The organism is Paenarthrobacter sp. TE4293 (assembly GCF_050435325.1).
Classification (GTDB): domain Bacteria; phylum Actinomycetota; class Actinomycetes; order Actinomycetales; family Micrococcaceae; genus Arthrobacter; species Arthrobacter nitroguajacolicus_C.
Genome location: NZ_JBNJRY010000007.1, coordinates 191,310 through 204,829, shown reverse-complemented (window position 1 = coordinate 204,829; position 13,520 = coordinate 191,310). Strand labels below are relative to the sequence as shown.

The window sequence follows — 13,520 nt, the reverse complement described above, 5'->3', positions numbered from 1 at the left end:
CTCTTCCAAACCCTTGGATGTCCTAGTATATTGCAAGGTGATGTGGATCACTAGGCGGGGTGTCCGGCAAAGATGCCGGTGAATCCCGAAAGCGAAAGGCGGACTATGACAGTCACAGACGACTTCCGTGCGGCCCGCGACCGGCTGCTGGAACTGCGCGAGGACTACAAGCAGGCGCACGGCGAATTCCAGTGGCCCCGCTTCGAGGAGTTCAACTTCGCACTCGATTGGTTCGACCGGATCGCAGCGGACGAGGACAAGGGTGGCAAGCCGGCACTGGTCATCGTGGAACAGGACGGCAGTTCCACGCGCCGCACGTTCAAGGACCTCTCGCTAAGGTCGTCCCAGGTAGCCAACTGGCTGCGGAGCCAAGGCGTTCGACGCGGCGACCACATGATCATCATGCTCGGCAACCAGGTGGAACTCTGGGAACTTATGCTGGCGGGCATCAAGCTGGGTATCGTCATGATTCCCACCACCACGCTGATGGGTGCCCGCGATCTCCAGGACCGTGTGGAGCGCGGCGGGGCCCGCTGGGTGGCCGTCGGAAGTGCCAACATCGGCAAGTTCGCGGCGGTTGACGGCGATTACACGCTGATCGAGGTCGGTGCGGATCGCGCCAACGCGGACGCCAAACAGTACGCAGATGCGTACGACGCCGGCACGGACTTCACGCCCGATGCCCCCACCAAGGCGGACGAGACCCTCCTGCTCTACTTCACGTCCGGCACCACATCACGGGCCAAACTGGTGGAGCACACCCATACGTCATACCCCGTAGGCCACCTGTCCACAATGTATTGGATCGGCCTTGAACCCGGCGACGTCCACCTCAACGTCGCCTCGCCCGGCTGGGCCAAACATGCATGGTCCAACGTGTTCACACCCTGGATCGCCGAAGCCTGCGTGTTCATCTACAACTACGAACGCTTCGACGCCGCTGCCCTCATGGACCAAATGGGCCGCGAAGGCGTCACCAGTTTCTGCGCACCCCCTACCGTGTGGCGCATGCTCATCCAGGCCGACCTCACGCAGCTGACCACGCCACCATTGAAGGTGGTCTCCGCTGGCGAACCACTCAACGCCGAGGTTATCGGACAGGTCGAGGAAGCCTGGGGCGTGACGATCCGCGACGGCTTCGGCCAAACAGAATCCACTGTCCAGATCGCCAACACCCCCGCGCAGCCGGTGAAAATCGGATCCATGGGAAGGCCGCTCCCCGGGTACGACGTCGTCCTGGTTGACCCGGTCACCGGCCAGGAAGCGGACGACGGCGAACTCTGCTTGCGCTTGGACCCCCGGCCCGTGGGGCTCATGAAGAGCTACTTCGGCGACGAAGCGAAAACGGCCGACGCGTTCCGCGATGGCTACTATCACACCGGCGATATGGCCAGCCGGGATGCTGACGGCGTCATCACCTACGTTGGCCGGGACGACGACGTGTTCAAGTCCTCCGACTACCGTTTGTCGCCTTTCGAACTTGAAAGCGTCCTGATCGAACACCCCGCAGTGGCGGAGGCCGCCGTCGTGCCTTCGCCTGATGCGGTAAAGCTGTCGGTGCCGAAAGCGTTCGTGGTGCTGGCCGCAGGCTATGAAGCCGGACCGGCGGTCGCGGAGGACATTTTGAAGTACTGCCGCGAGCATCTGGCCCCCTTCAAGCGCATCCGCCGGCTCGAGTTCAAAGAGCTGCCCAAGACCATCTCGGGCAAGATCCGGCGCGTGGAACTGCGCGGCACGGAGGTTGCGCGGCACGGAGACGGTCCGCTGCCTTCGGGTTTGGGCGTCGAATACACCGAGGAAGAGTTCCCGAATCTGAAAGACTAGCCACCCGGAAGACCAGGCCAACCAAGCAACCGAAGGAGGCCCATGGGCACCCCACTCCCCCGCGACCCCATTGCCGATGCCCAGCGCAACTGGGAACGGCATGGCTGGGGCGATGTTGCCGCGCCCATGGCCGCCATCACCGCGATCATGCGCACGCAGCAGATCCTGCTCGCGCGCATCGAGACCGTCCTCAAACCGTTCGGGCTCACTTTCGCCCGCTACGAACTCCTCGCGCTCCTGAGTTTCGCCCGCAGCGGGGCCCTGCCCATGAACAAAGCCAGCGCGCTCCTGCAGGTGCATCCAACGTCGGTGACCAACGCCGTCGACCGCTTGGAAAAGGCCGCCCTGGTGGCCCGCTCTCCGCACCCCACCGATGGGCGCACCACGCTGATCGAACTCACGGCGGAAGGCCGCACCCTCGCCAAGAAGGCGACGGCGGCACTCAACGCCGAGGTATTCGGCCAGTCAGGGTTCGGGCCCGACGACGTCGATCACCTCATCCGCGTTTTGGGCACTTTCCGCAGGGATGCCGGGGACTTCACGGAAGAATAGAAGGTTCCTACGTTCTAGAGGGGCTGTGCCCTGGCAGGGGTGGGGCTTTGGATTGGTACGTGTGGCCTGTGGGAGTGCTGATTTCCAGGGTGTGCACGCCGTGCGGGCCCCGTGGAACGTTGTGGTGGTCCAACCGGGGTGTTCTTTGGTGTGGTTGCAGGCTTCGCATAGTCCTGCGCCGTTGCTGAAGTTCGTTTTTCCGCCGGACTGCCAGGGAACCACATGGTCAATGTGCCGGATGGGCGCGTCGCAGTACGGCGTGCGGCAGGTCTCGGTCCCGGGTCTCAATGAATCGCCTCAGCCGGCCGGTAAAGAGCCGGGCCTTGGAGTCCGTGCCGAGGAGTTCTCCTGTGCCCGGCGCGGTGTAGAGCCGGCGAAGCCGGACTGTGAGCTCCTGATCCGGGGTTGCCTGCCCTGGGCCGGTGTTTGCCTGTCCGGAGTTGGCCGGGCAGGATTTCACTGGCCTTGAGCCCGTGGCCTGCTCCAACCCCAGGAGCTCCCTCCCCCACTCGGCCGGGACGATTCCGTAACCCCTCAGGCGGGCCGGTTCACTGTCTCCCTGAAAAAGGGTCCGGTCGGTCATGACCAGATCCAGGTTGATCCCCGAAAACCCTCCCGGGGTCCCCGTGATGCGTTCCACGAGGGCGTCGGCCATGACCTGGCCGCGGGTCGGGACAACCCCGCCAGAGCCGCCGCTGGAACGGGCCGAGTCAGCGGCCCGGCTCAACGCCGCATAAACAGCCACGCCCTGAGCCACCGGCAACAGCGCCGTCAAATACGTCATGGTGTCCGGCGCCGGGCGCAGGCTGACGGTCCGTTCAGCGGCGGCACGGCTGGCCCGCCCGGCCACCGAGCGCGGATCCCGACGAGACGCGGCAGCTTTCGCAGCGGCAATGATCGCTTTGTCGCCCTTCCCGGCAAAGGTCCCGGCGTCGGGGGCGAGTTCCTCGTCCACCGCGCACCGGTCCTCAACAGACAGGCACGCCGTTTCCTTGACCAGCAGCGTGGCACGCCACTCGTTCAACTGCCCCGACTTCAGGGCCGCCAAGGTATGCGGCATCTCCGCGACGAGGGCTTTCGCCAAACCCAGGAGACGTGACCCACGGTTCGGGGACTCACGCCGGGCCAATGCAACCTGCGCTCCCACCCCGTGGCCACGCTCGGACGCAGGGACGCCTGCCTCGGCCTGCCCGGCGCGCTGGACAAGATCAAAAGCCACAGCAACACGCGCCTGTAGAGCGGAGATGGCCGACTTCATCTCCTCCAGCACCCGCAACTGCTCGATCAGGTCCCCGCCCACAGTGTTAGCCGGGACGGAGCCCGCCTGAGTCTCCCCAATCCGCTCCATGCCCCTACTCTTGCAGCAGGCACCGACAATATAACGTCCGATTAAGGGAGTCCCCCGGAGGACCTCCTTTAAGCGGGACTCCCTGGCGCTCCGTCAACCTGATGTGCTGGGTGAATGACCACCACCACCCTTTCCACCACCACGAGCCGCCGGTTGCCATTGGTGACCTATATTTTGGCTGCGGGTGTGTTCCTGATGGGAACCACAGAGTTCATCGTTGCGGGCATCCTGCCGGAGATCGCCGGCGATCTGGGTATCTCCGTAGCTGACGCCGGTCTCATGATCACCATCTTTGCCGTCGGCATGATCGTCGGCACTCCCACGATGGCGATCCTGACGCTTAGGCTGTCACGCCGCCTGACGCTCAGCCTCGCACTGGTGGTCTTCGCGGTGGGCCACGTGATGGTGGCGCTGTCCTCGGACTTCACGATCATTCTTGGCGCGCGTTTCCTCACGGCGTTGGCGACGGGCGCTTTCTGGGCGGTAGCCGCCGTCGTGGGTGCAAAAGCCGCGGGCGCTGCGGCCGCGTCCCGTGCGTTGGGCGTTGTTTTGGGCGGCGGCATGCTCGCCAACGTTGTGGGTGTTCCCCTCGGTGCGTTTGCCGGCCAGGTCATTGGCTGGCAGGGACCGTTTTGGGTTCTCGCAGCCTTGGCGCTGGTGGGGGCGGTTGCGGTCCATCGATTGGTTGCCGCGGATTCTGGGTCGGGGTCCACGCCGTCGGTGCGTGCAGAGCTGGCAAGTATGCGCGATTCGAGGGTGTGGCTTGTTCTTGCGGGCTGTGCGATCGTCTGCGGATCATCCTTGGCTGCCTACACCTTCATCTCCCCGTTGCTCACGGAGAACACCGGACTTGCCGCAGCCGCGGTTCCGCTGGTGTTGATGGCTTACGGCGTCGGGGCGTTTATCGGTTCAACTCTGGGTGGCCGCTTCGGTGCCCACCACCCCTATCCGGCGCTCTTCATCTCAGCAGCTATGACCTTCCTGATCCTCGGCTCCCTGTTCATGTTCTCCGGCTACGCCCTGGTTACTGTGGTGCTGATCTTCCTGTTGGGCCTCTTCGGCATGGCCACCAATCCGATCCTTATCGGCAAAGCCGTTGGATATGCGGGCCATGCGCCCACGCTGGCCTCGGCGCTCAGCACGTCCGCATTTAACCTGGGCACGGCCATGGGTTCGTGGGTCGCAGGCTTCGCCCTGGAATCGGCGCTGGGGGCCAGCGGACCGGTTTTGGTGGGCGCAGGCGTCGCTGCGCTCTACTTCCTGCCGCTCACCTTGCTGTTGCTAAGGGATCGGAAGGAGGGATCCCCCCCAGGGGAGGAAGGTTGTGGCCACGCCGGTGGCGACATCGACCATGGCGCTTAGCCCCGACCTGTCACCGGGCAAGGTTTCGATCCGACCTTCAAAGCGGATAGCACGCCGCGTACAATCGGGGGCACTGAGCCGCCCGGTTCCTTCTGAGAACAAAGGAATCAATAGGTCCTGAGATATTCCGTGATGTTGAGGTTCGCTCCGACCGAGGCGGCAGGCCATCGGATCCCTTCACGGTCAATCAAGGCTGGAGGGCAACTTCTTCAATGTCGCACATAGATCTCAAGGCTCTGGTCTCGGCCGTCATCGGTCTCGTTATCGCGCTCATTACGGTGTTGCTCGGTGTTCCCGAACTCGCGCCCTTGATTGGATGGGCTGTCTCCGGCTGCATCTTCCTGGTGTGGGCGTGGACCAAGGCGTGGCCCGCTGGCCCGGACGCCACGGGTGAACTCGCCCGCCAGGAGGGTCAGTCCCGACGGCTCGTTGACTCCCTCATCATAGTCGCGACCTTTATCAGTCTCGTGGCGGTCGTCTTCGCATTGATCCGCAGCCAGCAGAAGGACCTTATCGGCGTGGCCGCGGCGCTCCTGGCTGCGCTCGGCGTGGTGCTCGCGTGGGCTCTCGTCAATACGGTCTACGCGTTCAAGTACGCTCGCATGTACTACCACGACGACCGCCATCGCTTCACCTTCAATCAGGACGAGGACCCGTCGTACAGCGACTTCGCCTACGCAGCATTCTCTATCGGCATGGCATACAACGCGAGCAATGTGAACGAGTCATCCACTCCCTCCCGAAGGATCGCCCTGGGGCACGCTTTGCTCTCCTACTTCTTTGGCACTTTCGTGGTCGCAGTGGCAATCAACCTCGTCGTCAGCCTCGGCCAGTCCAGTTGACCACAGGCTTGACGAGAACGTGGAAATGCGGCGACGGACGTACCGGACGACGTTGAACGGTTGGCTGACCTGCGCGCTGAGACCGAGGACATCAAGGATTTCCTCGATGGGCTGGCTCGCCTGGAGTCATCCATTGAGGGCTATCAGCTGTCCGCGCGGGTCTTTTCAGAGGCGGACTGAACACCGTATTCGCTGGCAGCCCACGACGCCAGCAGTTGCAGGCGCTCCGCCGACGGCGACCCGGGCTCGGCCGCGTAGATCGTCAGGGTGAGCCCAGGCTCGGCCGCCATTTCCAAGCCCTCATAGGCGAGCGTCATCTCACCGACGACCGGGTGGTTGAACGTCTTGAACCCCGTGCCGTGGTGGCGGACGTTGTGCGCGCCCCAGCGTGTGCGGAAGTCATGGCTGCGGGTGCTGAGTTCGCCAATGAGGTCGTGAAGCTCTTTATTGTGCGGGTCCCTGCCGGCTTCGGTGCGCAGAATGGAAACAGTGACCTCGGCGAAGGCATCCCAGTCGGGGTAAAACTCGTAGGCCCGTTCATCCAGGAACGTGAATCGTGCAATGTTGGGCGGCTGGCCCGGCATGTCGTAGCAGTCTTTGTAGAAAGCCCGGGCCAACCGGTTGACGGCCAGCAGATCCATGCGGCCATTGCGGACGAAGGCGGGGCCGGCCGTCATCGCGTCGAGCGCCCACTGCAGGCTACGGTGCGGCACGTAGGACTTTGCGTTCCGGCGCCGGGGTGGTCGGGCGACTGGGCTCGCCGCGTGGGCCAGGTCAAACAGGTGGGCCCGTTCCGCGTCGTCCAAGCACAACGCCCGCGCCAGGCTCTCAAGCACTTGGGGCGATGCACCACTGATGGCACCGCGCTCCAAACGGGTGTAATACTCAACGCTCAGTCCAGCAAGAGTGGCCACCTCACTGCGCCGCAATCCCTTGACCCGCCTGTTGGAGCCGGTTGGCAGTCCAACCTGCTCCGGCGTCACATGTGCTCGCCGGGAGATCAGGAATTCACGTACTTCTGCCCGATTGTCCATGACTTCACCCTAGGTCCGGACCGGCCGCCGAGGGAGTCCCTCCCAGGACCACCTATGGTTGAGGACTCCGGCGGGACACCAGCACAGGGCTGTGGGCGTGGTGGAGCACAGCGTGCGCCGTGGACCCGATGGTGCCCTTGATAACTCCATGGCCTTTGGTGCCGACCACCGTGATGCGTGCACTGTGGGAAGCCTTGACCACAGCACGGGAGAAGGATGCGTCCACCAGCAACTCACCGCTCACAGTGATTCCAGGTGCTTTGTGCCTGGCCTGGCTCATGACGGAATCCAGGAGCGCTTCAGCCTCCGGGTACGCTTCCACAGGTTCGCGCAGCAAACGGTACCCGGCAGGTTCGTGGAGTACGTGCACAATCCTGAGCTCAGCCCCCGTTGCCGCAGCGAAAAGGCAGGCATCTTCAAGTGCTGCCGGTGATCCCGAGTCATCCACCGCCAGCAGTACCGGACCCTCAGGGTGGTCATCTGCGCGGATGACTGCCACCGGGCATTCTGCGGTGGCCGCCAATTCCAAACTCACGGACCCCACCAGCAGGCCCATGAACCCACCAAGACCGCGGCTTCCGAGCACCAGCATCTCTGCCCCAAGGGAAGCGTGGGCGAGGTGATCACGCGGCATTCCGTGCAGCAAGGTGGTGCGAACAGATAATTCGGGGACGGTCTCTTTGGCGAGCGCCAGTCCCTCCTCCAGGACTTTCTGGGCCGCACGTTCGAGGCCACTATCAGCCACCCCGGGGACCGGTCCCCTGTTATGGGACAGCAGAACCCACAATGAACAATGAACAACGTGCAGTGAACAGTCCCGCAGCGCCGCGTGCCGGGCCGCCCATTGGACGGCTCGCTTGGCTTCTTCGGATCCGTCATAGCCGACCACGATCGTGCGGGTTTCCGTCATGGCCCGAGCCTACGCTGGCCCCGGGGGCCGCACCAGAGTACCGGGAGCCGCATCAGGGCGTCATGACCGCCGCCAAAACCCAGTACGCTGCTAGGCTCCGATGCTGACACTCCAGGAGGAAACACCGTGGGATTTTCCGAAGAACTCAGGAACCGGTCCGCCGAGGATTGGGACGCCGCCGTCAACCATCCGTTCGTTGACCAACTGCTGGACGGGTCCCTCCCCGATGAGCAGCTGCGCCACTATCTCGTGCAGGATTACCAGTTCTGCGACCCGTTCACAGCCCTCCTCGGCCAGGCCGTGGCCTCGGCACCTTCACTGCCTTCCCGTTTGGTGTTTGCGGCGGTCCTCGGGGCGTTCGCGTCGGACGAGAATACGTACTTCCAGGACTGCTTCAACGAACTGGACGTTCCCGAAGCGGAGAGGACAGCACCCACTCCGGGACAAGCCACCCGCAACTTCGATGCCCTCATGCGGGACACGCTGGGCACCCGCTCCTACCCCCAGGTGCTGGCTGTGCTGTTGGTTGCTGAGTGGCTCTACGGGGACTGGGCCGCACGCGCGGGAGACCCTGCCACCTGGCCTGTCGAATCCAAGCACGCCGAATGGATCCGTCTCCACAACAACCCCGGGTACAACGCGTGGGTGAGCTGGCTGCGGGACGAGTTCGACGCCGTCGAGCCTTCAGAGCCGCAGGAGCGTCAGCGGGTTGCCGCTGTCTTCGCTGAGGCGGTACGGCTGGAGCGGGCGTTCTTCGACGCCGCCCTCGTCCCCGCAACTATTCGCTAAGCGGCTTCCGGTTCCCGGATATGACGAAAGTAGGACCGTGAGCTGCGTCCTAGTTAACCTGCGGAGGTAAACGCGAAGATCAGCGCCGACCCCAGTGACAGGAGTCCGATGCCGTAGCCGACCACCAAAGAGCCAATGGCGAAGGCGCGTCCGCGTTCGCCGCGCTGCTGGATCTGGTTCAAGGCAACATGCCCTGCCCCCACGACGAACACAGCGATGACCGCCATACCCGCGAAGAACAGCCCCACCAGTGCGACGACGGCCATCGCGGCTGCCACGAGGGCCTGCCGGTTGATCGGCTGGGTGGACGCTTCAGTGTGGTTAGCCTGAACGATCTCCGTTGACATGTTCTCTCCCCATTTGTAAGTGCCCCGAGTCTATCCCCGCCGCACCCCAAAACACGCGCGCATTACCGGTGTTTGAACTCCGGTTGGCGCTTCTCGCTGAACGCGGCCATGCCTTCCTTCTGGTCCTCGGTAGCAAACAGGGAATGGAACACCCGGCGCTCGAACACAACCCCTTGGGACAGCCCCATCTCGAAGGCTGCATTCACGGCTTCCTTGGCCACCATCGCTGCGGGCTTGGACTTGGACGCGATGACTTCCGCCGCCTTGACCGCTTCATCAATTACCTCGGCGGCGGGAACCACCCTGGAAACCAGGCCGGAGCGCTCGGCTTCATCGGCGTCCATGAACCGGCCCGTCAGGACCATATCCATCGCCTTGGCCTTGCCTACGGCCCGGGTCAACCGCTGCGATCCACCCATCCCCGGAATGACTCCCAGGTTGATCTCGGGTTGGCCGAACTTGGCGTTGTCCCCGGCGATGATGAAGTCGGCCATCATGGCCAGCTCGCAGCCACCGCCCAAAGCGAAGCCGGAGACAGCAGCAATAACGGGAATCCTGAGGCGGGTGAGGTCCTCCCACCGCCGGAACCAGTCTGCCGCGTACATCTCCATGTAGCTGTTGGAGGACATCTCCTTGATGTCGGCGCCTGCCGCGAACGCCTTGGCTGAGCCCGTGATCACCACGGCCCCCACCTCCGCGTCGGTGTCCATGGCCGTGACAGCGTCCACGAGCTCATTCATGAGCGCAGTGTTGAGCGCATTCAACGCTTCCGGCCGGTTCAGGGTCACCAAGCCAACCCGGCCCCGCTGTTCCACCACAATGTTCTGGTACTGCTCCGTCATGCTCTCCCTCTCCGCCAAGCTGGTCATACGTTCAGGTCAAACCTCTCACACGGACTTGTCGCGGATCTCCGTAATGATGCCGGAGAAGTCCCTGCCCGCCCCCTCGCCGGCAGCAAATGCATCGTAGATACGCGAAGCCAGCGGCCCCATCTCCGCCGCGACACCGGTGCTCTCCAACGCATTCAAGGCCAGGCGCAGGTCCTTGGCCATCAACGCTCCGGCGAAGCCGGGCTGATAGTCGCGGTTCGCCGGGCTGGTGGGAACCGGTCCCGGAACCGGACAGTTGGTGGTCAGGGCCCAGCATTGCCCGGAGGCGTTGGACGCTACATCGAACAACGCCTGGTGGGTGAGTCCCAGCTTCTCACCGAGCACGAACGCCTCCGCCACGGCAATCATGGAGACCCCCAGGATCATGTTGTTGCAGACTTTTGCAGCCTGCCCGGCGCCGTGGTCCCCGCAGTGGACAATCCTTTTGCCCATGAGCTCAAGGATCGGCCGCACAGTCTCGAAGTCCTCGGGAAGCGCGCCGACCATGAACGTCAACGTGCCCGCTTCGGCACCCACCACCCCGCCGGAAACCGGTGCGTCCACTGAACGGTGTCCGGCGTCCACCGCAATCGCCGCGGCTTCCCGGGCCTCGTCCACGTTGATGGTGGAGCAGTCCAGGAACAAGGTGTTCGGCTTCGCAACCGAAAGGAGCCCTGGTCCGTCCACGCCGCGGTAGGCGTCCAGCACGTGCTTGCCGCTGGGCAGCATGGTCAGCACCACGGCCGCTTCCACCGCGGCCTCATGCGCCGTGGAGGCCATGGGAATCCCGTGTGCCACCGCTGCCTCAACGGCCGCCGGGACGGGGTCGTAACCTATGACGTCATGTCCGGCCTTGATCAGGTTGGCTGCCATCGGCCCGCCCATGTGCCCGAGCCCGAGGAAAGCAATGGGTCCCGTTGCCGGTGTTGCGTTCTCTGTCACGTCGTCTCCTTCGACTGGCTGTTCATTGCTGGCTGCTCGATGGCGGTCATGTGGCGTCCGAACCCAACCCGGCGAGCCCCAGTTCCCGGTCGCCCAGCGGAGCAAAATAGCTCTCGACGTCGGACGCGTGGACGTCAGCCAGGGTGGGCGGCTTCCATTGCGGGTTCCTGTCCTTGTCCACCACCTGCGCCCGGATGCCTTCACGGAAATCAGGTCCGGCAAGGCAGCGGAGTCCCACGCGGTACTCCTGGTCCAGCGCTTCCTCGAGAGTGAGCCCCCGGACCCTGCGCAGCGATTCCAAGGCGACCTTCACGGATGTCGGCGACTTCGCCTCAATGGTGTCCGCCGCGGCAGCGGCCTCGTCCCCCGCAGAGCGCAGGCTCCGGACGATTTCCTCGGCGTCGTCCTGCGCATAGGCGGTGTCGATCCACCGGAGTTGGGCTGCCAAAGCCGACTCCGGCGCGGCTCGGGCAAAGCGCTCGACGGCGGCCTCCGCCGTCGAGCTTTCCAGCGCTTCTGCCAGCGCGGGCAGGTGTTCGGACGGCACAAAGTGGTCCGCGAGCCCCAGGAACAAAGCGTCTGGACCGGACAGGTGCGCCCCTGTCAGCGCTGCGTGGGTTCCCGCCTCACCTGGCGAGCGCGACAGCAGGAACGTACCGCCGACGTCGGGCACGAAACCAATGGTGGTTTCCGGCATACCGGTGCGTGTCCGCTCGGTGACCACACGCACTGAGCCATGCGCCGAGACGCCCACTCCGCCGCCCAAAACCAGCCCATCCATGAATGCCACGTACGGTTTGGGATAGTGGGCAATCAGAGAGTTGAGCCGGTATTCGTCAGCCCAGAAGTCGGCCGTTTCGGTCCCGCTGTGCAGCATGTCCTTGTAAATGGCCACGATGTCCCCGCCTGCGCACAACCCGCGGTCTCCTGCGCCGCGGACCAGAACTGTGGCAACGGCGTCGTCGTCAGCCCAGTCGGTCAGCTGCTGGAGCATGGCCTTCACCATTCCGGCGTTCAGTGCGTTGACTGCCTTGGGGCGGTTGAGCGTGACGACGCCAAGGTGGCCCCGGCGCTCAAAAATAACCTCGTCTTCGGTCTCCACGGCCCCCATCAGCTGCCTGCCGGCATAATGAAGCTTGCTCCTTGGCGGATGCCGGAGGGCCACCGCGAGGTCACGGTCTTGGTCTTCGTGTAGAACCGGAAGGCATCGGCGCCGTGCTGGTTCAGGTCGCCGAAGCCGGAGGCCTTCCAGCCGCCGAACGTGTAATAGGCGATGGGCACGGGAATCGGCACGTTGATGCCCACCATCCCCACCTCAACGCGGCTGGCGAAGTCCCGGGCGGAGTCGCCGTCGCGGGTGAAAATTGCGACGCCGTTGCCGAACTCGTGCTCGCTGCAGAGCCTGAGCGCTTCGTCGTAGTCGGCTGCGCGGAGCACACTGAGGACAGGGCCGAAGATCTCTTCCTTGTAGATCTTCATGTCCTTGGTGACGTTGTCGAAGAGGGTCGGGCCCACCCAGAATCCGCCGTCGTAACCGTCCACGGTAAGGCCACGGCCGTCGGTCACCAGGGTTGCGCCTTCGTCCACGCCGGACTGGATGTAGCCCTCAATCCGCTCCTTCGCAGAAGCAGCCACCACGGGGCCGAAATCCGAGTCCTTGTCCAGGCTGTGGCCCACCTTCAGGTCCTTGACGCGCTCGGTCAGCTTGGCCACCAAGGCATCGGCGGTTTCCTGGCCCACGGGCACGGCCACGGATATCGCCATGCAGCGTTCGCCCGCGGAACCGTAGCCGGCACCAATGAGGGCGTCGGCAGCCATGTCCAGGTCGGCGTCGGGCATGATCACCATGTGGTTCTTCGCCCCGCCAAAGCACTGTGCGCGCTTGCCGTGGGCGGCGGCAGTGGCGTAGATGTACTGGGCAATGGGCGTGGACCCCACAAAGCCGATGGCCTTCACCCGCGGGTCTTCGAGCAGTGCGTCGACAGCCTCCTTGTCACCGTTGATGACATTGAAGACGCCGTTCGGCACTCCGGCTTCGCTGTACAGCTCGGCAAGGCGCAAGGGAACGGACGGGTCCCGTTCCGAGGGCTTGAGGATGAACGCGTTGCCGGCTGCGAGCGCCGGGCCGGACTTCCACAGCGGAATCATGGCCGGGAAGTTGAAGGGGGTGATGCCGGCGACGACGCCCAGCGGCTGCCGCAGCGAGTGGACGTCAATTCCCTGCCCGGCGTTGTCCGAGAACTCGCCCTTGAGGAGATGCGGGGCCCCTGCGGAGAACTCCACCACCTCGATGCCGCGCTGGATGTCTCCCTTGGCATCCGCGAACGTCTTGCCATGTTCGGAGGACAGCAACGTGGCGAGCTCGTCCATGTTCTCGTTGACCAGGTCCACGAACTTGAGCAGGATGCGTCCCCGCCGTTGCGGGTTCATGGCTGCCCATTCAAGCTGGCCCTTTTCGGCATTTGCGACGGCGTTGCGGACCTCCTCGGCGCTGGCCAGCGGAAGCCGGGCCTGGACTTCGCCCGTGCAGGGGTCGTAGACATCGCTGAACCGGCCGGACGTGCCGTCGATCCTCTGGCCGTCTACGTAGTGTGAAAGCTCGCGCACCATGGTGGAATGCTCCTTTGCATCGTGAATGACTGCCGTGCCGCTGGGTGCTGGGACCACTGCGGGGAACACGTGACCAACTGTGATCCAGGTC

12 protein-coding genes and 1 pseudogene are annotated in these 13,520 nt (G+C 64.2%); 5 read left to right on the top strand and 8 right to left on the bottom strand.

Annotation, left to right across the window (positions count from 1 at the left end; translation table 11 throughout):
• The first annotated feature begins 105 nt into the window (after positions 1–105).
• Together QF015_RS15660 and QF015_RS15655 are read left to right on the top strand one after the other, a co-directional pair.
• Positions 106–1,824, top strand: coding sequence for an AMP-binding protein (locus QF015_RS15660; protein WP_429390077.1), 1,719 nt, complete (start codon positions 106–108; stop codon positions 1,822–1,824).
• A gap of 42 nt (positions 1,825–1,866) precedes the next feature.
• Entirely contained in the window at positions 1,867–2,376 is a 510-nt protein-coding gene (locus QF015_RS15655; protein ID WP_089593472.1) for a MarR family winged helix-turn-helix transcriptional regulator, read from the top strand.
• A gap of 7 nt (positions 2,377–2,383) precedes the next feature.
• Here QF015_RS15655 and QF015_RS15650 read toward each other — a convergent pair.
• Positions 2,384–3,724, bottom strand: a pseudogene (locus QF015_RS15650) (HNH endonuclease).
• Positions 3,725–3,838: 114 nt separating this feature from the next.
• On the opposite strand from QF015_RS15650, the gene QF015_RS15645 reads away from it, so the two are divergent.
• Both QF015_RS15645 and QF015_RS15640 read left to right on the top strand, forming a co-directional pair.
• Positions 3,839–5,086 carry an MFS transporter gene (locus tag QF015_RS15645; RefSeq protein WP_429390076.1) on the top strand — a complete coding sequence of 416 codons (1,248 nt, stop codon included), beginning with the start codon at positions 3,839–3,841 and terminating at the stop codon, positions 5,084–5,086.
• Positions 5,087–5,298: 212 nt separating this feature from the next.
• Complete coding sequence (locus tag QF015_RS15640; protein ID WP_429390075.1) at positions 5,299–5,928, top strand: DUF1345 domain-containing protein; 630 nt, start codon at positions 5,299–5,301, stop codon at positions 5,926–5,928.
• Between the two features lie 143 nt (positions 5,929–6,071).
• On the opposite strand, the gene QF015_RS15635 is transcribed toward QF015_RS15640, so the two are convergent.
• Together QF015_RS15635 and QF015_RS15630 are read right to left on the bottom strand one after the other, a co-directional pair.
• Positions 6,072–6,962: a helix-turn-helix transcriptional regulator gene (locus QF015_RS15635; protein WP_429390074.1), complete on the bottom strand. Its 891-nt coding sequence runs from the start codon at positions 6,960–6,962 to the stop codon at positions 6,072–6,074.
• A 52-nt stretch (positions 6,963–7,014) separates the two neighbouring features.
• A complete protein-coding gene (locus QF015_RS15630; RefSeq protein ID WP_429390072.1) occupies positions 7,015–7,872 on the bottom strand; it encodes a universal stress protein in 858 nt (285 codons plus the stop codon).
• Between the two features lie 126 nt (positions 7,873–7,998).
• Between QF015_RS15630 and QF015_RS15625 the strand changes: the two genes are divergently transcribed.
• On the top strand, positions 7,999–8,661 hold the full coding sequence (locus QF015_RS15625) for a TenA family protein (protein WP_429390071.1): 663 nt from the start codon (positions 7,999–8,001) through the stop codon (positions 8,659–8,661).
• A 53-nt stretch (positions 8,662–8,714) separates the two neighbouring features.
• Here the strand turns inward: QF015_RS15625 and QF015_RS15620 are convergent, their stop codons facing one another.
• The 5 genes from QF015_RS15620 to QF015_RS15600 all read right to left on the bottom strand — a co-directional run bounded on the left by QF015_RS15620 (position 8,715) and on the right by QF015_RS15600 (position 13,429).
• Positions 8,715–9,008, bottom strand: a complete 294-nt coding sequence (locus tag QF015_RS15620) for a DUF4190 domain-containing protein (protein WP_429390070.1) — start codon at positions 9,006–9,008, stop codon at positions 8,715–8,717.
• A gap of 62 nt (positions 9,009–9,070) precedes the next feature.
• Positions 9,071–9,850, bottom strand: a complete 780-nt coding sequence (locus QF015_RS15615; protein ID WP_429390069.1) for an enoyl-CoA hydratase — start codon at positions 9,848–9,850, stop codon at positions 9,071–9,073.
• Between the two features lie 45 nt (positions 9,851–9,895).
• Positions 9,896–10,819 (bottom strand): 3-hydroxyisobutyrate dehydrogenase, encoded by a 924-nt coding sequence (gene mmsB / locus QF015_RS15610; RefSeq protein WP_429390068.1) that lies wholly within the window; start codon positions 10,817–10,819, stop codon positions 9,896–9,898.
• A 46-nt stretch (positions 10,820–10,865) separates the two neighbouring features.
• Positions 10,866–11,930, bottom strand: coding sequence for an enoyl-CoA hydratase/isomerase family protein (locus QF015_RS15605; RefSeq protein WP_429390067.1), 1,065 nt, complete (start codon positions 11,928–11,930; stop codon positions 10,866–10,868).
• Complete coding sequence (locus QF015_RS15600; protein WP_310204047.1) at positions 11,930–13,429, bottom strand: CoA-acylating methylmalonate-semialdehyde dehydrogenase; 1,500 nt, start codon at positions 13,427–13,429, stop codon at positions 11,930–11,932. Before QF015_RS15600 ends, QF015_RS15605 begins: the two co-directional genes overlap by 1 nt.
• Positions 13,430–13,520 lie beyond the last annotated feature (91 nt).

What these genes read in the sequence shown, in the direction of transcription:
- QF015_RS15645 (WP_429390076.1), top strand. Translation starts at nt 3,839, where the DNA reads ATGACCACCACCACCCTTTCCACCACCACGAGCCGCCGGTTGCCATTG.
- QF015_RS15605 (WP_429390067.1), bottom strand. Translation starts at nt 11,930, where the DNA reads ATGGGGGCCGTGGAGACCGAAGACGAGGTTATTTTTGAGCGCCGGGGC.
- QF015_RS15660 (WP_429390077.1), top strand. Translation starts at nt 106, where the DNA reads ATGACAGTCACAGACGACTTCCGTGCGGCCCGCGACCGGCTGCTGGAA.
- QF015_RS15620 (WP_429390070.1), bottom strand. Translation starts at nt 9,008, where the DNA reads ATGTCAACGGAGATCGTTCAGGCTAACCACACTGAAGCGTCCACCCAG.
- QF015_RS15655 (WP_089593472.1), top strand. Translation starts at nt 1,867, where the DNA reads ATGGGCACCCCACTCCCCCGCGACCCCATTGCCGATGCCCAGCGCAAC.
- QF015_RS15635 (WP_429390074.1), bottom strand. Translation starts at nt 6,962, where the DNA reads ATGGACAATCGGGCAGAAGTACGTGAATTCCTGATCTCCCGGCGAGCA.
- QF015_RS15640 (WP_429390075.1), top strand. Translation starts at nt 5,299, where the DNA reads ATGTCGCACATAGATCTCAAGGCTCTGGTCTCGGCCGTCATCGGTCTC.
- QF015_RS15615 (WP_429390069.1), bottom strand. Translation starts at nt 9,850, where the DNA reads ATGACGGAGCAGTACCAGAACATTGTGGTGGAACAGCGGGGCCGGGTT.
- QF015_RS15600 (WP_310204047.1), bottom strand. Translation starts at nt 13,429, where the DNA reads ATGGTGCGCGAGCTTTCACACTACGTAGACGGCCAGAGGATCGACGGC.
- QF015_RS15630 (WP_429390072.1), bottom strand. Translation starts at nt 7,872, where the DNA reads ATGACGGAAACCCGCACGATCGTGGTCGGCTATGACGGATCCGAAGAA.